This is a genomic window from Flavobacterium panici, assembly GCF_903819335.1.
Classification (GTDB): Bacteria; Bacteroidota; Bacteroidia; order Flavobacteriales; family Flavobacteriaceae; genus Flavobacterium; species Flavobacterium panici.
This window is the reverse complement of record NZ_CAIJDE010000034.1, coordinates 66,531-88,295: the sequence shown is the minus strand read 5'-3', so window position 1 is coordinate 88,295 and position 21,765 is coordinate 66,531. Positions and strand designations below refer to the sequence as shown.

The following is a 21,765-nucleotide window of genomic DNA, read 5'->3' as shown; positions in this document are numbered from 1 at the left end:
ATCCTATTTAAAGAATGCTGAATCTTTTAATTCTCTTTCTTTCAAAATAGTATCAACGATTTTAATGATTTTGATTTTTAAAACATTTTGATTTTCTAAAGCCATGGTAGAATATACAGTGTCAATAAGAACTTTTGATAGAAAGCTTTTTTGTTTTAATATTGGATATTTTTCGTAGAATTTCATGATATCAAATTTATAAAATTTAATTCCAACTTGTAAATAAATCTTACAAGTTCAACATAGTTAATTAAAAAATGAAATTATCAAAATTCATATTTATAACTCTAATTCTGCTTTCATCTTTTGGATGTAAAAAGAAAGAAGTGTCTGAATCTGATTTTGAAAAACACGTAATGAATAGTGTCTTTGTCGAAATCGTAGATTCTATTTATATGGATCGAAGAACTATGCTTCCGCCGCCAATGCCAACAAGAGATTTCAAAACAAATAAAGAAGATACTATTGGATATCACGATAAATTAAAAAGATATCAGATTGAACAAGACAGTATTAAAAATGACAAAAACAGAATTTTAATTGGTGTTCATGATTTTATAGTAAACAATAAAATTAGAAATGAGAAATTCGATTTAACGCCTTTTAAAAACAATAAAAAATTTGATTTTCAATATGCTTCAAAATTTCCAGAAGAAAGATTTTGGAATATAGAAGATAAAAAAAGTGGAATGCCAGTTGGCACAATCGAGATTTCTAATATTCGGTTCAATAAAAATAAAACTTCAGGAATTATAATTGCAAGTGCTTCTTGTGGAGGAGGAAAATGCGGGCAAGGATTTGAAATTACAATTGAAAATAAATCAGGAAGATGGCATATTGTAAAAGTTGTTCAAACTTGGGTTTCATAAAAAAATAGAATTTTTTAAAATGAAAAAAGTTATTATTATCCTTTTTTTAATAAATATAAATACAATAAGGAGTCAAAGCTTAGAAAATTTAAAAAAATCAGATACTATTTATATTTTATTTGATCATGGGAAAAGTCAGGAAAAATTCTTTGAAGGTTCTATAAATCCATTTTATACTTTTTTCTTTCACAATAGCATTTACAAACAGTTTCGTTTTAAACATCCTATTACTGAAAATTATGAAAGAATAACAAAGCAAAATGTTTTTTTAAAGAACGAAAAAAATAAAATTATTGATGGCAATTTTTTTTCTAAATATAATACAACTGAGCTTTTAGATTTTTTTGATAACAATAGAATTTTATACATAATAGATACTGATGATTTTGTAGATAACAATATCATTTTGAAAAAAGTAATTTTTGAAAGTACTTTTGAAAGAGGGCAATAATCTCTATAAAAAACAAATGACTCAAAAAACCAACATACAATCCTACATCACAATCCAAAACAACGAAATTGTTTTGAACGGAACTTCTGTATTCAAAAATGAACCAACAGATTTTAATGATTTCTCTAAACAAGCCTATCGTAATTTTGAGATGCAATATCCAAAATTTTTCAAAATGGATGCTTTGAGCAAACTGGCTTTTTTAGGATCAGAATTGCTTTTGAGTCCGATAACTTCAGAAGAAAAAGAACATAATATCGCTTTGGTTTTGGCCAATAAATCGTCAAGTTTAGATACCGATGTAAAATATCAGGAATCGATTTCAGACAAAGAAAACTATTTTCCAAGTCCGGCGGTTTTCGTTTATACGCTCCCAAATATTTGTCTTGGTGAAATAAGTATCCGTCATCAGCTGAAAAGTGAAAATTCTTTCTTTATATTTGACACTTTTAACACGGAATTTATGTCGAATTATTCTAATATTCTGTTGAATACGAATAAAGCAGATATGGTTTTATGCGGTTGGGTAGAATTTTTTAATGATAATTATAAAGCTTTTCTCTGTACAATAAGTAAAGACGAAAACACAGAATATACAAACGAAACTATCAATACATTATACAATAAATAATCATGGAAGCATTAAAAGAAGAATTAAAAAATAAAATCATTACGACTTTAAACCTTGAAGATATCACAATCGAAGACATTGCTGATAACGATCCTTTGTTTGGAGATGGTTTAGGTTTAGACTCGATTGATGCGCTTGAATTGATCGTGATTTTAGATAAAGATTACGGAATTAAATTAGTAGATCCGAAAGAAGGGAAAACAATTTTCCAGTCTATCGAAACTATGGCGGCTTACATTAGCGCCAACAGAACTAAATAGATTGCAGATTTTAGACTTTAGATTTTAGATTTCTTATCTCGTTATCTAAAATCTAAAATGTTTTAAAATCCGTCAACTTTGTCAAAGTTTCAAACTTTGACAAAGTTCTAGAATCTAAAATCAAAACTCTAAAATCTAAAATGGCAAAAGGTGTTGCAATAACGGGAATGGGAATTATCTCCGCAATCGGGAATTCGGTTGAGGAAAATTATCATTCATTAATCGAAAATAAAATCGGGATTTCCCGTATCTCTAATATTTCTACAGTTCATGCAGATGTTATCAAAGTAGGTGAAATTAAAAAAACCAACGATGAACTTATCAGCGAACTGGAGTTAAACAGTGATAATAATTTTTCGAGAACCGCTATGATTGGTACTTTGGCAGCAAAACAAGCTGTTGAAAATGCCGGCATAACCTCTATCAACGAATTTAGAACCGGGCTTATTTCGGCTACAAGTGTGGGCGGAATGGACATGACAGAGAAACATTATTACGATTATTTCGAAAAACCTGAACTGGTTAAATATATTACCTGTCACGACGGCGGCGATGTTGCAGATAAAATTGCCGAAGAACTGGGTTTAAAAGGAATGGTTTCAACTATTAGTACGGCTTGTTCCTCTGCAGCAAATTCAATTATGCTGGGTGCGAGATTAATCAAGACAGGAAAATTAGACCGCGTTATTGTTGGTGGAGCTGACGCTTTGTCAAAATTCACCATCAACGGATTTAAGACTTTAATGATTTTATCTGACGATTACAACAAACCTTTCGACAATAACAGAAAAGGATTAAATCTTGGGGAAGCTGCTGCTTTTTTGGTTTTAGAATCGGATGAAATTGTGGCCAAACAAAATAAAAAAGTATTGGCAAGAGTTTCCGGTTACGGAAATGCAAATGATGCTTTTCACCAAACGGCTTCTTCAGAAAATGGAGACGGCGCTTTTCTGGCGATGAAAAAAGCGTTTGAAATTTCGGGTTTAAAACCTTCTCAAATTGATTACATCAACGTTCACGGAACTGCTACACCAAACAACGATTTATCTGAAGGAAGAGCTTTACGCCGAATTTATGAAGAAGAAAAAGTTCCGGATTTTAGTTCGACAAAACCTTTTACGGGTCATACTTTAGCGGCGGCGGCAGCAATTGAAGCCGTTTACAGTGTTTTGGCTATTCAGAATAATGTTGTTTATCCGAATTTGAATTTTGAAACGCAGATGGAAGAATTCGATTTGACTCCGCAGACTTCATTAATAACTAAAAATATCGAACACGTTTTATCTAATTCTTTTGGATTTGGAGGAAATTGTTCCACTCTTATATTTTCAAAAAGCTAATGAAAAAAACATATATAAATGGAGTAGGCTGTATTTCGACTCAAAAAACATTTGATACTGTTTTTTTAGAAGAGGCCAATGTTAATCACGACGAAAATGTATTGGCAATTGTTTCGCCGGCATACAAAGAATATATTTCTCCGGCTGCAAGCCGCAGAATGGCAAAAGGTGTAAAAAACGGAATCGTAGCTTCGGCTTTAGCCATGAAAGATGCGAATGTTGAAAAAGTCGATGCAATTATTACCGGAACCGGTTTAGGATGCATCGAAGATTCTGAAAAATTCCTGAAAAGCATTTTAGATAATAAAGAAGAATTTTTAACGCCAACTTCTTTCATTCAATCTACGCACAATACAGTTGGTGCGCAAATTGCACTTTTACAGCAATGTAAAGGTTATAATTTTACGTATGTAAACGGCGCGGTTTCTTTTGAATCGGCACTTTTGGATGCTAAAATGCAGATTGAGGAAGACGAAGCGAATTCAATTTTAGTGGGCGGCGTTGATGAAAATGGTGATTATACGACTTCACTTTTTAAACTAAACGGACGTATTAAAGCTGATAATACAGCGCCTTACGATGTTTTAAATTCTACAACGAGTGGAGCTGTTTACGGAGAAGGTGCCAGTTTTTTTGTTTTAGAAAATGAAAGAAAAGAAAACACATACGCTGAACTTTTGGATATTGCGATTGTAAATACGCTGGAAGAAAACGAAATTGAATCTGAAATTAAATCATTTTTGAAATCAAATAATCTAGAAATTTCTGATGTTGACGCTTTGGTTTTAGGTTTTGACGGAAATGCTTCTTTCGAAAATTATTATAAAAATCTTGCCGAAAATGCTTTCGCCAAAATTCCTGTTTTATACTACAAACATTTGAGCGGCGAATATGATACGGCTTCGGCTTTTGCTTTTTGGATGGCTTCGAAGATTTTAAAAACACAGGAAATTCCAGAAATTATAAAAGTAAATTCGGCTGTAAAACCAGTTTACAAAACCATTTTATTGTACAATCAATTAAACGGAAAAAATCATAGTTTTACGTTACTTTCAAAATGATAACGCATAAAAACATTTCGATCTTTTTTATCTTTTTATTGCTTTTAGTTTTTCTTCTGAATCTTTTTATGGCAATAAATCTATGGTATTTTTTTGCTATAATTTTTATCTGGATCGGAATAAATGCTGTTGGCTCTTCTATAATTTCTTCTAATTATCATGTAAAATCTTTCTGCAATAATCCGCTGGAAACAGAGAAAAAAATTGCCTTAACTTTCGATGACGGCCCAAGTGAATTTACTTTAGATGTTTTAGATCTTCTGAAAAAATACAATGCTAAATCCACTTTTTTCTGCATTGGAAAAAATATTGAAAAACATCCTGAAATTATTCAAAAAGTTATTGAAGAAGGACATTTGGTTGGAAATCATTCTTATTCTCATTCTAAATTTTTTGATTTTTACAATGAAGATAAAGTAACTGAGGAACTTCGTAAAACAGATAAACTGCTGGAAAAATTTACTTCAAAAAAAATAAACTTCTTTCGTCCGCCTTATGGAGTTACGACGCCTTCTATTCGAAGAGCTTTAAAAATCACCGGACATAAAACAATTGGCTGGAATATTCGTTCTCTTGATGGGGGAACTAAAAATCAGGAATTAATTTTCAATCGCATTATAAAACGGGTTTCTCCGGGCGGAATTGTACTTTTGCACGATACCGGATCGCACTCTGTTTTAGTATTGGAACAGTTTTTGCAATTTTTACAGCAGAATGATTATGAAGTGGTTTCGATTGAAGAACTTTTGAATCTTAATGCTTATGAATTGAACGCGGATTAAACAGATTCGCTAAAGCGAAAACGCAGATTAAAACGGATTTTATTAAATTAAAATTCGTGAAAATTGGTGACTCGAGCGATAGCGAACAGACGAAGTAAATTCGTGGCAAAATAATAAGCACAATTTAAAAAAATATGAAAACTAAAATAGCATTACTAATTCTATTTATTTCAAGTGGTTTGTTCGCTCAGGAACAAAAAATGACCGATGCTGAAATTGCTTCTTTTAAACAAGATGTAAATGTTGTGGCGAAAAAAATCAAAACTTTAAGTACAGATTTTGTTCAGTACAAACATTTGGATTTCCTTTCGAAAGACATTGAAACTTCGGGAAAAATGGTTTTTAAAGAACCTGCACTTTTGCAATGGCAATATAAAAAACCATATAATTACAGCATTGTTTTCAAGAACGGAAAAATACTGATTAACGACGAAGGAAAGAAAAGCGCGGTCGATATTGGCAACAGTAAAATCTTTGCGAGAATTAATAAATTAATCGTGGGAAGCGTAAGCGGAAATATGTTTGATGATAAAGAATTTACGATTTCGTATTTTAAACTGAAAGGTCAGAACTTAGCGAAATTTATTCCGAAAGATGCAACGCTGAAAAAATACATTAAACAAATCGAACTGACTTTTGACAAGGAAGAAGCAACTGTGGTTCAGGTAAAATTATTAGAATCATCTGAAGATTATACCAGAATTGTACTTAAAAATAAAGTAATCAATGCAAAAATCGACGATTCAGTTTTTACTAATTAATTACTTTCTGGCAATTGTATTGGTTTCTTGCGGCTCGGTCACAAAAAACTATACGCCGAAAAAATTAGACAAAACGGCTTATGATGTTCCCTATTTTTCAGATTCAAAAACGGATTATGTTTATAAAACTAATATATCTGTTTACGGAAATGAATTGTCAGGAATTTTCATTGCAAAAAAAATAAGCGACACAACGCATCGAATTGTTTTTACAACGGAATTCGGAAATAAATTAATGGATTTTGAAATTTCTGAAAATGATTTTAAAGTCAATTCGATTGTTTCAGAATTAGATCGAAAAATTTTAATTAATACATTAAAAGAAGATTTTCGCCTGCTTTTAAAAAAGCAATATTTGATTCAGGAACAATTTGAAAACGAATCAAATGACATTTATAAATCGGCAGATGGCAAAAGAGACAATTATATTTTTATCTCAAAAAAAGATCAAAAATTAGAAAAGATCGTTCATGCCTCTAAAACAAAAGAAAAATTTACACTGTTTTTCCATTCAGAAAACAATATTTTTGCTGAGAAGATTCAGATAATTCATCAAAATATTAAGCTTAAAATTGAGCTAAATTATTTTAAATCAGAGTAGAAACTTAAACTAATCATAAAATTAAACTAATAAAAAGATGAAAAAAATAACCTTAATTGCATTCGTTTTATTTATCGGTCTTGTAAAATCACAAGCGCAGGTAAAAGTTAGTCCCGGCCTTAGAGGCGGTTTGAATATTTCAACATTAACCAATATTGATGATAATAGATCTAAAACAGATTTTTACATTGGTGGACTAGTAGACATTAAATTTAATAAATATTTTTCGTTACAGCCTGAAATAACGTATTCAAGACAAGGGGATGAAGGAAGATATTTCGAAAACGGCCGTTATTATTCTGAAAAGTATGAATTAAACTATCTTACACTTGGTGCCGTTGCCAAATATCATTTTGGAGGTAAAGGTTTTCATGTTTTAGCCGGTCCATCTTTAGATATAAAAGTTGGTGATAATTATATCAACAGCAATCCTGAAGGTTTTGACCTTGCAATTGTGGGAGGTGTTGGATATACGCTGCCAAATGGATTGTCTTTTGAAGCGAGAATCAAACAAGGATTGATTGATATTTATGGCTATGACGGACTTAATAATAACAATGATGATTACTATTACAATGATGTTATTTTAAATCAGGTTTTCCAAATAGGAATCAGCTATACTTTTAAAGTAAAATAATGAGGAAAATAATCGTATTTGCTTTTTTATTTATCGGAATCTTTGCCTCAAAAGCTCAGGTAACTTTTAATCCTGGTTTAAGGGCTGGTTTGAGTTTATCGACAATTTCCGAAACGCATGCTGATTACAAGCCTGATTTTTATGTGGGCGGTTTTGGAGAAATAAATATATCAAAACGTTATGCGCTTCAGCCCGAAATAAATTATATCAGGCAGGGTTCTAATAATGTTGCCCGAAATTTTATTGACCCAAATACACAGACAGAAAGAACTGTTTATCAGGATTTACAAATAAGTTATTTGTCGATAGGTTTGATTAACAAATTTAAATTTGGACAAGGTTTAGAAGTACAGTTTGGTCCGGCTTTAGACGTTCTTTTAGACGACAACTTAGTTTTTAGAAAAACAAATAATGATCTTTCATTTGTTACAGGCCTTGCTTATAAAATGCCTTCGGGACTTGGATTTGAGATTCGATTTAAAAAAGGCCTTTATGATGTTTTAGACAGCGATTATTATCATAATAATTCAAACGAACATTACTTTTTTGGTGATTATAATACTAATGTCAATTTTCAAATAGGTGTTACCTATTCTTTTGATGTGAAATAATAAAAAATATGGTTTTAAAAGACTTTTACAAAGTGCTTTCGGAGGAGAAAACAGGCGATGCTAAATATAATTTTCGTATATTAGTTAATGCCAATCATGAGGTTTTTAAAGGTCATTTTCCTGGAAACCCAATAATGCCGGGCGTTTGCATGATTCAGATTATTAAAGAACTTGCGGAGTCAATCACAAAAAGTTCGTTGATTATACAAACACTTTCGAATGTAAAATTCATGGCATTAATAAACCCGGAAACAAATCCGGAACTGCGTTTAGAAATTGACATTACAACCACAGAAGATGATTTGGTAAAGGTGAAAAACACCACATATTTTAACGATACCACAGCTTTAAAATTAAGCAATGTGTATAAAAAATTATAATTATGAAATTACTATTGTCATTACTTCTATGGATAAATTTTGCAGGAACGCCGGATTTGGCTGCTATCCGCAAAATGTATACTGATGTTGCAAAATCAGAAACCAATTCTAAAGAATTTATCGAAAAACTTTCCGGAGTTTCAAACAACGATGATAAAATTTTAGTGGCTTACAAAGCAGCTTCAATTTTATTAGATTCTAAATTTGAAAGTGTATTAGGAAGCAAGATTTCTCGTTTTAAAGAAGGTGCAAAACTTTTGGAATCGACTATAAAAAGCGAACCTAATAATATCGAAATCAGAATGATTCGATTGAGTATTCAGGAAAATGTTCCCGGAATTACAGGTTACAGAAAAAATATTAAAGAAGATAAAAAATTCATCACAGCACATTATGCCGAGCAAAATGGTGCTTTGAAAGATTATCTAAAAGACTTTGTTTTGCAATCGAAAAGTTTCTCTGAAAAAGAGAAGCAGTTTGTAAAATAAGCTTATGAAAAATTCTCAATGAAACCTATTTTATCAAAGCAGGAATTGCTCGATTCAACTTCATTTTGTGTTATTGTACCCACTTACAATAACCATAAAACATTGAAAAAAGTGCTGGATTCTATTTTAGATTTCACTCAAAATATCATTATTGTCAACGATGGTTCAACAGATGAAACCAGCGAAATTTTAAAACAATATTCGCAGTTTACTCAAATTCATCATCCTAAAAATTTAGGAAAAGGAAGAGCACTGCTAAATGGTTTTAGAAAAGCAATTGAGCTAAATTTTGAGTACGCCATCACGATAGATTCTGACGGTCAGCATTTCGCATCTGATATTCCAGGTTTTATTTCAGCAATTCAAGAAGAACCGAATTCGCTTTTAATTGGAAGCCGAAACATGACACAGGAAAATGTTCCTAAAAAAAGCAGTTTCGGAAACAAATTCTCCAATTTCTGGTTTAAGTTTGAAACCGGAATTGAACTTCAGGACACACAATCCGGTTTTAGATTATATCCTTTGAAATTAATTCCAAAACGATTTTATACCAATAAATTTGAGTTTGAAATCGAAGTGATTGTTCGTTCGGCATGGAAAGGAATTGTGGTAAAAAACATTCCAATTCAGGTTTTATATGATCCGGCAGAACGTGTTTCTCATTTTCGTCCTTTCAGGGATTTTACCCGAATCAGTATTTTAAATACGGTTTTGGTAACCAATGCTTTGCTGTATATTAAACCTCGCGATTTCTTTCGGCGAGCAAAAAAAAAAGGTTTTAAAAAGTTTTTCCTAGAAGATATTTTAGAAAGTAACGATTCTAATTTTACAAAATCTGCTTCGATTGCTTTAGGAATTTTTATCGGGATTTCGCCTTTTTGGGGATTTCAAACCATACTTCTTTTTACTTTTGCGGCTTTATTCAGGCTTAATAAAGTCATTGCTTTTTTATCTTCAAATGTGAGTTTTCCGCCTTTTATTCCGCTGGTAATCTACGGTTCTTTAAAAACAGGAAGTCTTTTTATTACGAGCGATGCGCCGCTAATTTTAGATAGTTCGGCCACACTTGACGATATTCAAAAAAACGCTGCACAATATATCGTCGGAAGTCTTATTTTAGCATCCGTTTTAGCACTATCAGCTGGACTTATAAGTTATTTACTTTTAAACGCTTTTAGTTCTAAAAACAAAACGAATATTAAATAAGATTTTGCCACAGATTATACGGATTAAAATGATTTTTACATCCAGTTTGTCAGGCTGAGCGAAGTCGAAGCCCACGTCCAATTGGAACGCCCTTCGACTTCGCTCAGGGTGACAAACTAAAGCTAAACTTTTAATCTGTGGCAAAAAAACAATATAAATAATTATGCATCAATACTTTTACGCCATTCATTTATTTGTAAACCGAAGAAAATCGCTCTCGGTTCTTTTGGCCGTTTTGATGCTTTTGGTATTTGGTTTTTTTGCTTCCCAAATTAAGTTTGAAGAAGATATTACCAAACTTATCCCAACAAATGATAAAGCTGATGCAACCGCAAAAGTTTTAAAACAATTAAACTTTGCCGATAAAACGACCGTTATTTTCAAACTCGAAAAAAACGGTTCTGCCGAAGATTTAAAAGAAATGGCTACTGCTTTTTCAGACAGCGTTGCTAAATCCTGTAAACCTTACATAACCGGAATTCAGGGAAAAGTTGATGAAGAAAACATTCAGGAAACTATTGATTTCGTTTACAATAATCTGCCGCTTTTTCTTGAAGATAAAGATTATGCTGCCATTCAAACTAAACTTCAAAAAGACAGTATTGCAGCAACAGTTCAGGGAAATTACAAATCGATTATTTCGCCTTCGGGATTTATTACCAAAGATTTTATTCTGCAGGATCCGCTTGGGATTTCTTTTATTGCTTTAAAAAAATTACAGCAGTTAAATATTGGCGACGATTTTACGCTCGACAATGGTTTTGTAATGACAAAGGATAAAAAGAAATTACTGCTTTTTATAACTTCAGATATTTCTTCAAGCGAAACAGAAAAGAATACTCTTTTTGCCGAAAAACTAAAATCAATTCAGGAAAATTTAAATACCAAATTTAAAGGAAAAACTTCTGTCACTTATTTTGGTTCTGCTTTGATTGCCGTTGCAAATGCCAATCAAATTAAAAGCGATATTGTGTTGACCACAACAATCGCCATGATTACGCTAATGCTGATCCTGATTTTGTTTTACAGAAAAATATTTATTCCGCTAATTATTTTCCTTCCAACAGTTTTCGGGGCTTTATTTGCCGTTGCCTTTTTATATTTTGTAAAAGAACAAATCTCAGCCATTTCTCTTGGAATTGGTTCTATTTTATTAGGAATCACGATCGATTATTCGCTTCACATTTTAACGCATTATAAACATAACAGCGACATCAAAACATTGTATAAAGACATTACAATGCCCGTAATTATGAGCAGTTCAACAACGGCTGTTGCTTTTTTATGTCTGCTTTTTGTAAAATCTGACGCTTTAAATGATCTCGGAATTTTTGCTGCCGTTATCGTTATGGCAACCGGAATTTTTTCTCTTTTAATTGTCCCGCATTTATACAAACCAAAAGAAAACAATTTTGAACACAAGAAAAATGCGATCGATAAATTGGCTCATTTTTCATTTCACAATAACAAATTCTTAATTGGTTTTTGCGTTATCATTACCATTATTTGTTGTTTTACTTATAATGATGTTGGTTTTAATAACGATTTGTCGCAATTAAATTTTGTTCCGAAAGATATCAAAGCGGCTGAAAAACAATTGGAAGAAAGTACCAGCTTAACTTCAAAAACCATTTATGTTGCGTCTTACGGAAAAAGCATGGAAGAAGTTTTGCAAAACAACAGCAGGCTTTTTTCTGATTTATCCGAAGAAAAAAAGCAAGACAAAATATTGAATTTTAGTTCTGTTGGCGGAATTGTACTTTCGCAGAAAGAACAAATTCAAAAAATTGCAAAATGGAATTCATTTTGGAACGCAGAAAAAAAACAAATTTTAAAATCTCAATTAATCACCGAAGGTTCAAAACTCGGCTTTAAGCCAATCACTTATTCGCTGTTTTTTGATCATTTAGATTTTGATTTCAAACCAATTTCTACCCAAGATTATTTAAAAATTCAGGCATTACAATTAAAAGAATTTGTAACCGAAAAAAATGGTTTTTATACGATTTCTACTTTAGTAAAAGTTACACCAGAACAGCGCGACAAATTTGTAAAATCGACTTCTGCAAAAGAAAATCTTATTGCAATTGATCGTCAGCAAATGAACGAAACTTTTTTCAGCACTTTAAAAACCGATTTTAATTCGCTTGTTAATTACTCTTTTGTTGCTGTAATTTTAATTCTGTTTTTCTTTTTCCGAAGAATCGAATTAGTAATCGTAAGCTGTATTCCAATTGCTTTAACGGGAATTGTAACAGCCGGAATTATGGGCATTTTTGGCATTCAAATGAACATTTTCAGCATGATTGTCTGTACTTTGATTTTTGGTCACGGTGTCGATTTCAGTATTTTCATGACAAGTGCTTTACAGAAAGAATATACAAACGGCAAAAACGAAATTGCCATTTACAGAACTTCCATTATTCTGGCAGTAATTACAACCATTTTAGGAATTGGCGCGATGATTTTTGCCAAACATCCGGCGCTGCGTTCCATTTCTTCCGTTTCGTTAATTGGGGTTTTTGCGGCATTAATTATTACGTTTATTTTTTACCCGATTCTGTTTAAATTATTTTTATCAAATCGTCCTAAAAAAGGAAACCCGCCTTTTCAATTGCGCACTTTTCTTTATGGCGTAATGTCATTTTTCTATTACGGCATGGGCGGAATTTTAATGTCATTTTTCAGTTTTACATTAATGCCGATTTTGCCGCTCAGTAAAAAAACAAAAATGAAAGGTTTTAGATATATCGTTTCAAAATACATGAAATCGGTATTGTATTCTAACCCTTTTATACACAAAAAAGTCGTTAACAATTTTAATGAAACGTTTGAAAAACCTGTCGTTATCATTGCTAATCATTCTTCTTTTTTAGATATTCTTTCAATTGGAATGCTGAGTCCAAAAATTATTTTTCTGGTAAGCGACTGGGTTTACAACTCTCCTATTTTTGGCGGCGTTGTTAGAAAAGCCGGTTTTTATCCTGTTTCTGAAGGTTTGGAAGGCGGCGTTGAACATTTACGCAAAAAAGTAAACGAAGGATATTCGCTAATGGTTTTTCCCGAAGGAACGCGTTCAGAAAACAATGTAATAAAACGATTCCATAAAGGTGCTTTTTTCCTTGCCGAAGAATTTAAATTAGACATAATTCCGGTTGTTATTCATGGTGCTTCAGAGTTAATTCCAAAAGGTGATTTTATCATTCATGATGGAAATTTAACCGTTACTATTTTAGAAAGAATTACTCCTGAAAATACTTCGTTTGGAAACAATTATGCCGAAAGAACAAAACAAATAAGTACCTTTTTTAAAGGAGAACATCGCAAAATTCGTCAGCAGTTAGAAGGGCCGGATTATTTCAAAAAAATGCTGGTTAATAGTTACGATTATAAAGAAATTGAAATTGGCGATGCTGTAAAAAAAGATTTAAAACAGAATTTAGAAACGTATTTCAATTTAAATAAACACATTAATCCTAAAGCTAAAATTTTACATCTTGGCAATGATTATGGGCAATTAGACGTTTTATTAGCATTACAGGAACCGCAGCGAAAAATAGTTTCTTTTATAAACGACGAAGAAAAAGTATTGGTTGCCAAAATAAATTATTTTCTAAAAAAGAGAAAAATATCTTATCTCGATCAATTAGATTCTGTAGTTGAAAATCAATATGAAGTAGTTTTAATTTCTGATGAAAATTATGTTTCGGATCTTGAAAAAGTGATCGCCTCTCCTTCAATAATTTTAGTCAATTCTTCTAATTTAAAAACCAAACTAGTTGATTATGGTTTCGAAATTTTTTCAGAAGAAAATGCGATAATTGTATTAAATAAAAAGCAATGAAAGAGCAATACGATGTAGTAATTGTTGGCAGCGGTTTAGGCGGATTGGTTTCGTCTATAATTTTGGCTAAAGAAGGCTACAGCGTTTGTGTGCTCGAAAAGAACAATCAATACGGCGGGAATCTGCAGACTTTTGTTCGTGATAAAACTATTTTTGATACCGGAATTCATTATATCGGAGGTTTAGCCGAAGGTCAAAATTTGTATAAATATTTTAAATATATCGGCATTATTGATCATCTCAACTTAAAAAAATTAGACGAGAATTGTTACGATATGATTTCGTTTGAAGACGATCAAAACGAATATCCACATGCACAGGGTTATCAAAATTTTGTCGATCAACTAACTGCTTTTTTTCCCAAAGAAAAAGCAAATATTGAAAAGTACTGCGAAAAACTGCAAACCATCTGCGATGCTTTTCCGCTTTATAATTTAAACTGGGAAGGTAAATACGACAACGAAATTCTGGCATTAAATGCAAAAGAAACGATTGAAGAATGTACGCAGAATGAAAAACTAAAAGCGGTTCTTGCCGGTTCCAATTTTTTGTATGCGGGTATTCCGGATAAATCGCCTTTTTACGTTCATGCCTTATCTGTAAACTCTTATATTCAAAGTTCGTGGCGATGTATTAACGGCGGAAGCCAGATTACAAAACAGCTTTTAAAACAACTCAAAAAATACGGCGGAGAATTTTACAAGTATAAAGAAGTTACGCGTTTTAATGTTGAAGATAATAAAGTCAATTTTGTTGAATTAAAAGACGGAACAAAAGTTTTTGGCTCCATGTTTATTTCGAATATCGAACCGAAAACGACTTTAAAAATGGCGGGGGAAGAAAACTTCAGGAAAGCTTTTGTCAATCGTGTGCAAAGTCTTGAAGGCGTTATTTCGGCCTTTAGTTTATATATTGTTTTTAAGCCGGAAACTTTTAAATATATCAATCATAATTTTTATCATTTCAAGAAAACCAGCGAAGTCTGGACGGCACATGAATATGATGAAAATTCGTGGCCAAAAGGTTTTATGGCTTCCATGAATGCTTCAAAAAAAGAAGAAATCTGGGCCGAAGGAATGACTTTTATTACTTATATGAAATATGAAGATGTTGCGCCCTGGGCCGACACTTTTAATACAACTGCAGAAGAAAGCGACCGCGGCGAAAGTTATGAGGAATTTAAATGCCGAAAAGCCGAAAAATTTTTAAATGAAATTGAGATTAAATTTCCGGGAATCAGAGGTTGTATAAAATCCATTCACACTTCTACTCCGCTTTCTTATCGTGATTATATTGGCGGTTACAACGGAAATATGTACGGTTATGTTAAGGATTCAAACAATCCGATGAAAACGCTGATTCCGGCAAAAACCAAATTAGATAATTTATATCTTACAGGGCAGAGTATCAATATGCACGGCGTTTTAGGCGTAACAATTGGTGCTGTTTCAACCTGTTCTGAAATTGTGGGCAAAGAATATTTGGTTACGAAAATCAATTCCGAATCTGAATAGAAATCATGAAAAACCGAATTTTATTTATCTTCTTTATCGGTTTTACATTTTTGCTTGTTTCTTGCGGAACATCAAAATCAATGCATCATAAACCGGATCTTTCTCACTATAATTCGGCAAAACCAATCGTTGTAAAAAAATCTGATTCGGTTTTTATTTCTGGGAAAAATTCGCTTTTAAAAAATAAACAAGGCATTTGGGAATTGTATACCGAAGGCGATCCGCTGGAAATTGGTTTAAACACCGGAGCTTTAACCGATTCTCTTTTAAAAAATCAACAGCGCGTTTTTTTCTCTAAAGTAAAAGATTTTATCCCGTCTAATTTTCAGCAAAAAATACTCCGTCAGTTTTTAAGATGGTACAATCGAAAATTATATTTGAATGTTCCCGAAGAATATCAAACGGAAATTTATGGCGTTTCTGAATACACTTCGGATGAACTTGATAACATTGCGCCCAAATATCAGCGTGGTTTATATCTTCATGCGGCACACGATATTGGCCACGCTTTACAAGATTTGGCTTTGGTTGGCTGTTCGTCTTTTGCTGCGTGGAATGAAAAAACAGAAGATGGAAATTTAATTCTCGGACGTAATTTTGATTTTTATGTGAATGACGCTTTCGCGGAAAATAAAATCGTGGCGTTCATCAATCCAAAAGTTGGTTATAAATTTATGATGGTTACCTGGCCGGGAATGGTTGGTGCTGTTTCCGGAATGAACCAGGAAGGTTTAACGGTAACGATTAATGCTTCGAAATCTAAAATTCCGCTAATTGCCAAAACACCAATTTCGATTTTGACACGTGAAATTTTACAGCATGCCAAGAATATAGACGAAGCCATTTCGATTGCTAAAAAGAGAAAAGTATTCGTTTCTGAATCAATAATGGTGGGAAGTGCAAACGACAATAAAGCGATTTTGATTGAAGTTTCACCTACAAAAATGGACGTTTATGATGTTCCAAATACGGATCAGTTAATTTGTTCGAATCATTTTCAAGGCGATGAATTTAAAAATGATAAACGAAATCAGAAACAAATTCTTAACAGTCATTCTGAATATCGCTTTGAAAGAATGCAGGAACTTCTGGCAGAAAATCAAAAAGTAAATCCGGAAATTGCTTCAGAAATTCTTCGAAATAAAAATGGTTTAAAAGATATTCCACTTGGTTATGGTTCAGAAAAAGCTTTAAATCAATTAATGGCGCATCACGGAATTATTTTTAAACCAAAAGAAAAATTAGTTTGGGTTTCGGCAAATCCGTATCAATTGGGCGAATTTGTTTGTTACGATTTGAATTCTGTTTTTGGCGAAAGAAAAAATGATGCTGTAAATTCTTTTCAAAAAGAAAATTTAAATATTGCCAAAGATCCGTTTTTAGAAACTGCAGCTTTTCGCAATTATAAAAAATTCAAAATTGAAGATCATAAAATAGATTCGTTTCTTGAAAATAAGGAAACGATTTCTCCAGAATTCATTCAAAATTATCAATCATTAAACCCTGATTATTGGGTTGTATATTATAAGGCAGGATTGTACTTTTACCAAATAAAAGATTTTCAGCAGGCAAAACTTAATTTTGAAAAAGCTTTGACCAAAGAAATTACGACGCTGCCTGAAAAAGAAAAAATTGAAAAATATTTAAAAAAAATCAAAAGAAAATTAAAATGATTCCAGCAATAGAAAAAGATTCTTTAGAAGAAATTAAAATTTTTCAAGAAAAAAAACTATCTGAACTTTTAGAATATATAAGTCAAAATTCTCCTTTTTATAAAAGGCTTTTTGCCGGACAAAATATTGATATATCAAAAATTAAAACTTTAGAAGATTTACAACATTTACCTGTTACGACAAAAGAAGATTTACAGCAATATAATGATGATTTTGTATGCGTTCCGCAAAATAAAATTATCGATTACGCCTCTACTTCAGGAACTTTAGGAGATCCTGTAACTTTTGGTTTAACTGATTCTGATTTAGATCGTTTGGCTTACAACGAAGCAATTTCGTTTGCCTGCGCCGGAATTGCCGAAGGTGATGTTGTGCAATTAATGACGACAATCGACAGAAAATTCATGGCGGGTCTGGCTTATTTTCTGGGTTTAAGAAAATTGAAAGTCGGCGTAATTCGCGTTGGCGCCGGAATTCCGGAAATGCAGTGGGATTCGATTTTAAAATACAATCCGAGTTATTTAATTACTGTTCCGTCCTTTTTATTGAAGTTAATTGAATATGCCGAAATTCACGGAATTGATTATAATAATTCGAGTATAAAAGGTGCAATTTGCATTGGAGAATCTTTGCGAGATCAGGATTTTTCGATGAATACTTTATCTAAAAAAATCACTGATAAATGGAATATTAAGTTGTTTTCGACTTATGCTTCTACCGAAATGAGCACGGCTTTTACAGAATGTGAACACGGAAATGGCGGACATCATCATCCGGAATTAATCATTGTTGAAGTTTTAGACGAAAATAATTTACCTGTTAAAGACGGCGAAACAGGCGAGCTTACTTTTACTACTTTAGGAATTGAAGCGATGCCATTACTGCGTTTTAAAACCGGAGATATTGTACAGCTTCATAACGAACCTTGTGGCTGCGGAAGGAATACTTTGCGTGTTGGTCCTGTTCTTGGCCGCAAAAAGCAAATGATAAAATATAAAGGGACAACACTTTATCCGCCAGCAATGAACGATGTTTTAAGCGGATTTGACAATATCGAAAATCATATTATCGAAATTTCTACAAACGATTTAGGCACTGATGAAATCGTGATAAAAATTGCGGTTAAAAATCAAACACCAGAATTTCTGCAGGAAATTAAAGATCACTTTAGAGCAAAATTGAGAGTAACGCCAAAAATAGAATTCGCCTCAAAAGAAACTTTAAACCCTTTAGTTTTTAACCCAATGAGTAGAAAACCAATTCGATTTTTTGATTATAGAAACATATAGAAATTTTTTCCACCATATAAGTAATATAACTTCATTTAAAAGATTGCGCATATGAGTGCTTTAATTAAATGAACTTATATCACTTATATGGTTTATTTCCAGCTTCTTGAATGTTTTGCTGTGAATTAAACTAAATGTTGTAATTTTGCAAAAAATTATGAAGATGGTCAAGATTGGCAACATAGAATTACCCGAATTTCCTTTATTACTCGCACCGATGGAAGATGTTAGTGATCCGCCGTTTCGCAGATTATGCAAAACGCATGGCGCTGACATGATGTATTCTGAATTTATTTCGTCGGAAGGATTAATTCGTGATGCTATAAAAAGCCGCATGAAGCTGGATATTTTTGATTACGAACGCCCGGTTGGAATTCAGATTTTTGGTGGTGATGAAGAAGCAATGGAAATGTCTTCTAAAATTGTTTCTACTGTAAAACCAGATCTAGTAGATATCAATTTTGGATGTCCGGTAAAAAAAGTAGTTTGTAAAGGTGCCGGAGCTGGGGTTTTAAAAGATGTTGATTTGATGGTGCGTTTGACTCAAGCCGTTATCAAAGGGACAGATTTGCCTGTTACGGTAAAAACACGTTTAGGCTGGGACGAAAGTTCTATTAATATTGATGAAGTTGCAGAAAGACTTCAGGATATTGGTGTTCAGGCTTTGACTATTCACGCCAGAACTCGTGCTCAAATGTATAAAGGTCATTCTGACTGGTCGCACATTGCGAGAGTAAAAAACAACCCAAGAATTACAATGCCTATTTTTGGAAACGGCGATATCGACAGTCCTGAAAAAGCATTAAAATATAAAAATGAATACGGAATCGACGGTATCATGATTGGCCGCGCGGCGATTGGTTATCCGTGGATTTTTAATGAAATCAAGCATTATTTTAAAACGGGTGAACACTTACCTGCCCCAACCGTTATTGATCGTGTTGAAGCTGCCAGAAATCATTTGCAATGGTCAATGGACTGGAAAGGCGAGCGTTTAGGAATTGTAGAAATGCGTCGTCATTATACGAACTATTTTAAAGGGATTCATTCTTTTAAAGAATTCAAACAGAAATTAGTTACGACTGATGCTCCAGAAGATTTGTTTGCGATTATGAAAGAAATCGAACAGGTTTATGCTGGGTATGAGTTTGTTTAAAATATAATCTTTGTTAAAGTTTTGAACTTTAACAAAAAACTAATATACAAAAAAGACCTTCTATTTGAAGGTCTTTTTTGTATTTATTAATCATCATAATGAAATCTACATTGTATAATTATACATTTTTGATCAATCCCTTTTGTTCCTGATACTTTATAAACCAATCGATGTTCTCCGCTAATTCTTCGCGACCAAAAGCTTTTTAAATCATGTCGCAATGGTTCTGGTTTACCAATTCCTTTAAATGGATTTTCTCTAATCGATTTAATTAATTCTTTTATTTTTAGTGCAATATCTGTATCGTTTTCAATCCAATATTCAAACTCTTCCCAACCATTTTTTGTAAAACAAATATCCATATTCTTCTTCTATAATTCGTCTAAATTATAAGACGTTAACTTTCCACTTTCCATTTGTTCAATAGATTCTGAAAGTCTTTTTCTATTTGCTTTAGTTGATAATAAATGTTGTGTTTCTAATATAGAATTGTACTCTTTCATTGAAATTATAACAACTGCATCTTCTTCAGTATTTCTGGGAACAACAATTATTTCTGAGGATTCTGAGACTTCATCAAAATAGTTTTTAATGTTTTTTCTTAATGTAGATATTGTAATAGCCTTCATGATATAGTACTTTTAATTGTACGCTCAAATGTACAATATCTTTGTGATATAAAATAATTTTTCTAGTATTTAACTTTTTTACACAAAAAATGCCTTCAAAATTGAAGGCATTTTTTATTTGTATTATACTTGAACTCTTTTCCACTTTCCTCTTTTATAGAAAAAGATTCCGGCTAAAGTTATAGCGGTTTCGGCAACGGGAATTGCGATGAAAACTCCGGTTGGTCCCATATTGAAATGTTTGGCTAATACAAAAGCCAGCGGAATTTGGAACAGCCAAAAGCCGAAGAAATTAATTCCGGTTGGAGTCCAGGTATCTCCTGCTCCGTTGAAAGTATTGATCAAAACCATTCCTATTCCGTAAAAGATAAATCCGATGCTCATAATTTGCAGCGCTTCGACCGCAATGGTTTTAACCATTTCATCATTGGTGAAAAATGAAATAATATATTGGCCAAAGCCTAAAGTAATAATCATAATCGTTGCCATGAAAATCACATTATATCTTGCTGTTGTATAAACCGATTTTTCGGCACGTTCAATTTGTTTTGCTCCTAAATTCTGTCCAACCAAAGTTGCCGCAGCATTACTCAATCCCCAAGCTGGAAGAATAAAAAACATCATGATTCTAAGTGCCGTTTGATATCCTGCAGAACCGTGGTCTCCACCAGTTGTTGCGACTAATTGTGCTAAGAAAATCCAACTGCATGATGCAATTACGAATTGTAAAATTCCCGGTGCAGCTATTTTAACCAAAGCTTTTATCTGCTTAAAGTCTGGAGCGAAATAAGCGATTTTAATTTTTAAAATTCCATTTCCAGAGAACAAGTGATAAACCTGATATAAAACTCCAATGCTTCTTCCTAAAGTTGTTGCCAAGGCAGCTCCAACTAAACCAAAAGCAGGAATTGGTCCAAAACCGTTAATTAAAATCGGACATAAAATAATATTACAAATGTTGGCAATCCAAAGACTTTTCATTGCAATTGCTGCATTTCCTGCTCCGCGGAAAATTCCGTTAATTAGGAATAAAAGCATAATGCATAAACTTGAGCCAATCATAATCTGCGTGAATCTGAAACCGTGTTCGGCAGCATCTACTGAAGCGCCCATCAAAAGCAGAATATCTTTTGCATAAATAATTCCCAAAACACTCAGGACAGCATTAACAGCAAATGCTACAATTATGGCTTGCATTCCGGCTTTTGCGGCAGCGACCGGATCTTTTTCTCCAATACGTCTTGCTACAACAGCAGTTGCGGCCATGCTCATTCCTATTGCAAGAGAATATATAATAGTCAACACAGATTCTGTCAAGCCAACAGTTTGGATTGCAAAACTGCTATGCTCTAAATGTCCGACAAAATATAAATCGACTAAAGCAAAAACCGATTCCATCATCATTTCTAAAACCATCGGAATGGCCAATAGAATTACGGCTTTCTTTATACTTCCGGCAGTATAATCAAATGATTCATCGCCTTTTAAGGCTTGTTTTAAAGTGGTAAAAAATTTAGAAAAAAAACTTTTTTGTATAGTTGTTTCTGTCATGATATATTAGGATAAATGATAAAATTTGTCC

Annotated in this window: 23 protein-coding genes; 19 read left to right on the top strand and 4 right to left on the bottom strand. The window is 32.6% G+C overall.

Annotation, left to right across the window (positions count from 1 at the left end):
- Nucleotides 1-3: 3 nt before the first annotated feature.
- Nucleotides 4-186, bottom strand: a complete 183-nt coding sequence (locus tag FLAPXU55_RS06630) for a hypothetical protein (protein WP_180857050.1) — start codon at nt 184-186, stop codon at nt 4-6.
- A 71-nt stretch (nt 187-257) separates the two neighbouring features.
- Between FLAPXU55_RS06630 and FLAPXU55_RS06625 the strand changes: the two genes are divergently transcribed.
- The 19 genes from FLAPXU55_RS06625 to dusB all read left to right on the top strand — a co-directional run bounded on the left by FLAPXU55_RS06625 (nt 258) and on the right by dusB (nt 19,554).
- Nucleotides 258-869: a hypothetical protein gene (locus FLAPXU55_RS06625; RefSeq protein WP_180857049.1), complete on the top strand. Its 612-nt coding sequence runs from the start codon at nt 258-260 to the stop codon at nt 867-869.
- A 19-nt stretch (nt 870-888) separates the two neighbouring features.
- The gene (locus FLAPXU55_RS06620; protein WP_180857048.1) at nt 889-1,320 is read left to right on the top strand and encodes a hypothetical protein; all 432 of its coding nucleotides are present in this window, start codon (nt 889-891) and stop codon (nt 1,318-1,320) included.
- Nucleotides 1,321-1,336: 16 nt separating this feature from the next.
- Nucleotides 1,337-1,951, top strand: a complete 615-nt coding sequence (locus FLAPXU55_RS06615; protein WP_180857047.1) for a 3-oxoacyl-ACP synthase — start codon at nt 1,337-1,339, stop codon at nt 1,949-1,951.
- A gap of 2 nt (nt 1,952-1,953) precedes the next feature.
- Nucleotides 1,954-2,211: a phosphopantetheine-binding protein gene (locus FLAPXU55_RS06610; protein ID WP_012023174.1), complete on the top strand. Its 258-nt coding sequence runs from the start codon at nt 1,954-1,956 to the stop codon at nt 2,209-2,211.
- Nucleotides 2,212-2,351: 140 nt separating this feature from the next.
- Nucleotides 2,352-3,551, top strand: a complete 1,200-nt coding sequence (locus FLAPXU55_RS06605) for a beta-ketoacyl-[acyl-carrier-protein] synthase family protein (protein ID WP_180857046.1) — start codon at nt 2,352-2,354, stop codon at nt 3,549-3,551.
- On the top strand, nt 3,551-4,612 hold the full coding sequence (locus tag FLAPXU55_RS06600) for a beta-ketoacyl synthase N-terminal-like domain-containing protein (protein ID WP_180857045.1): 1,062 nt from the start codon (nt 3,551-3,553) through the stop codon (nt 4,610-4,612). The genes FLAPXU55_RS06605 and FLAPXU55_RS06600 overlap by 1 nt, the downstream gene beginning before the upstream one ends.
- Before the next feature lie 68 nt (nt 4,613-4,680).
- Nucleotides 4,681-5,394 (top strand): polysaccharide deacetylase family protein, encoded by a 714-nt coding sequence (locus FLAPXU55_RS06595; protein WP_235991997.1) that lies wholly within the window; start codon nt 4,681-4,683, stop codon nt 5,392-5,394.
- A 134-nt stretch (nt 5,395-5,528) separates the two neighbouring features.
- Nucleotides 5,529-6,155: an outer membrane lipoprotein carrier protein LolA gene (locus FLAPXU55_RS06590; protein ID WP_180857043.1), complete on the top strand. Its 627-nt coding sequence runs from the start codon at nt 5,529-5,531 to the stop codon at nt 6,153-6,155.
- Complete coding sequence (locus FLAPXU55_RS06585) at nt 6,121-6,756, top strand: hypothetical protein (RefSeq protein WP_180857042.1); 636 nt, start codon at nt 6,121-6,123, stop codon at nt 6,754-6,756. Before FLAPXU55_RS06590 ends, FLAPXU55_RS06585 begins: the two co-directional genes overlap by 35 nt.
- A 37-nt stretch (nt 6,757-6,793) precedes the next feature.
- Nucleotides 6,794-7,393, top strand: coding sequence for a porin family protein (locus tag FLAPXU55_RS06580; protein WP_053472955.1), 600 nt, complete (start codon nt 6,794-6,796; stop codon nt 7,391-7,393).
- Nucleotides 7,393-8,004: an outer membrane beta-barrel protein gene (locus FLAPXU55_RS06575; RefSeq protein ID WP_180857041.1), complete on the top strand. Its 612-nt coding sequence runs from the start codon at nt 7,393-7,395 to the stop codon at nt 8,002-8,004. The genes FLAPXU55_RS06580 and FLAPXU55_RS06575 overlap by 1 nt, the downstream gene beginning before the upstream one ends.
- An 8-nt stretch (nt 8,005-8,012) precedes the next feature.
- Complete coding sequence (locus FLAPXU55_RS06570) at nt 8,013-8,384, top strand: 3-hydroxyacyl-ACP dehydratase (protein ID WP_053472957.1); 372 nt, start codon at nt 8,013-8,015, stop codon at nt 8,382-8,384.
- Nucleotides 8,385-8,386: 2 nt separating this feature from the next.
- The gene (locus FLAPXU55_RS06565; RefSeq protein ID WP_053472958.1) at nt 8,387-8,872 is read left to right on the top strand and encodes a hypothetical protein; all 486 of its coding nucleotides are present in this window, start codon (nt 8,387-8,389) and stop codon (nt 8,870-8,872) included.
- 18 nt (nt 8,873-8,890) lie between these two features.
- The gene (locus tag FLAPXU55_RS06560; RefSeq protein WP_180857040.1) at nt 8,891-10,078 is read left to right on the top strand and encodes a DUF2062 domain-containing protein; all 1,188 of its coding nucleotides are present in this window, start codon (nt 8,891-8,893) and stop codon (nt 10,076-10,078) included.
- Between the two features lie 163 nt (nt 10,079-10,241).
- Nucleotides 10,242-13,922 (top strand): 1-acyl-sn-glycerol-3-phosphate acyltransferase, encoded by a 3,681-nt coding sequence (locus FLAPXU55_RS06555; RefSeq protein WP_180857039.1) that lies wholly within the window; start codon nt 10,242-10,244, stop codon nt 13,920-13,922.
- Nucleotides 13,919-15,436, top strand: coding sequence for a phytoene desaturase family protein (locus tag FLAPXU55_RS06550; RefSeq protein WP_180857038.1), 1,518 nt, complete (start codon nt 13,919-13,921; stop codon nt 15,434-15,436). The genes FLAPXU55_RS06555 and FLAPXU55_RS06550 overlap by 4 nt, the downstream gene beginning before the upstream one ends.
- 5 nt (nt 15,437-15,441) lie before the next feature.
- On the top strand, nt 15,442-17,109 hold the full coding sequence (locus FLAPXU55_RS06545; RefSeq protein ID WP_180857037.1) for a C45 family autoproteolytic acyltransferase/hydolase: 1,668 nt from the start codon (nt 15,442-15,444) through the stop codon (nt 17,107-17,109).
- Nucleotides 17,106-18,398: a phenylacetate--CoA ligase family protein gene (locus tag FLAPXU55_RS06540; RefSeq protein ID WP_180857036.1), complete on the top strand. Its 1,293-nt coding sequence runs from the start codon at nt 17,106-17,108 to the stop codon at nt 18,396-18,398. Before FLAPXU55_RS06545 ends, FLAPXU55_RS06540 begins: the two co-directional genes overlap by 4 nt.
- 163 nt (nt 18,399-18,561) lie before the next feature.
- Nucleotides 18,562-19,554, top strand: coding sequence for a tRNA dihydrouridine synthase DusB (gene dusB / locus FLAPXU55_RS06535; RefSeq protein ID WP_180857035.1), 993 nt, complete (start codon nt 18,562-18,564; stop codon nt 19,552-19,554).
- A gap of 86 nt (nt 19,555-19,640) precedes the next feature.
- Here dusB and FLAPXU55_RS06530 read toward each other — a convergent pair whose 3' ends face one another.
- The 3 genes from FLAPXU55_RS06530 to FLAPXU55_RS06520 form a co-directional block, all read right to left on the bottom strand.
- A complete protein-coding gene (locus FLAPXU55_RS06530; protein ID WP_180857034.1) occupies nt 19,641-19,916 on the bottom strand; it encodes a Txe/YoeB family addiction module toxin in 276 nt (91 codons plus the stop codon).
- A gap of 9 nt (nt 19,917-19,925) precedes the next feature.
- Complete coding sequence (locus FLAPXU55_RS06525) at nt 19,926-20,183, bottom strand: type II toxin-antitoxin system Phd/YefM family antitoxin (RefSeq protein ID WP_073484019.1); 258 nt, start codon at nt 20,181-20,183, stop codon at nt 19,926-19,928.
- A gap of 123 nt (nt 20,184-20,306) precedes the next feature.
- Entirely contained in the window at nt 20,307-21,734 is a 1,428-nt protein-coding gene (locus FLAPXU55_RS06520; RefSeq protein WP_180857033.1) for an MATE family efflux transporter, read from the bottom strand.
- Nucleotides 21,735-21,765 lie beyond the last annotated feature (31 nt).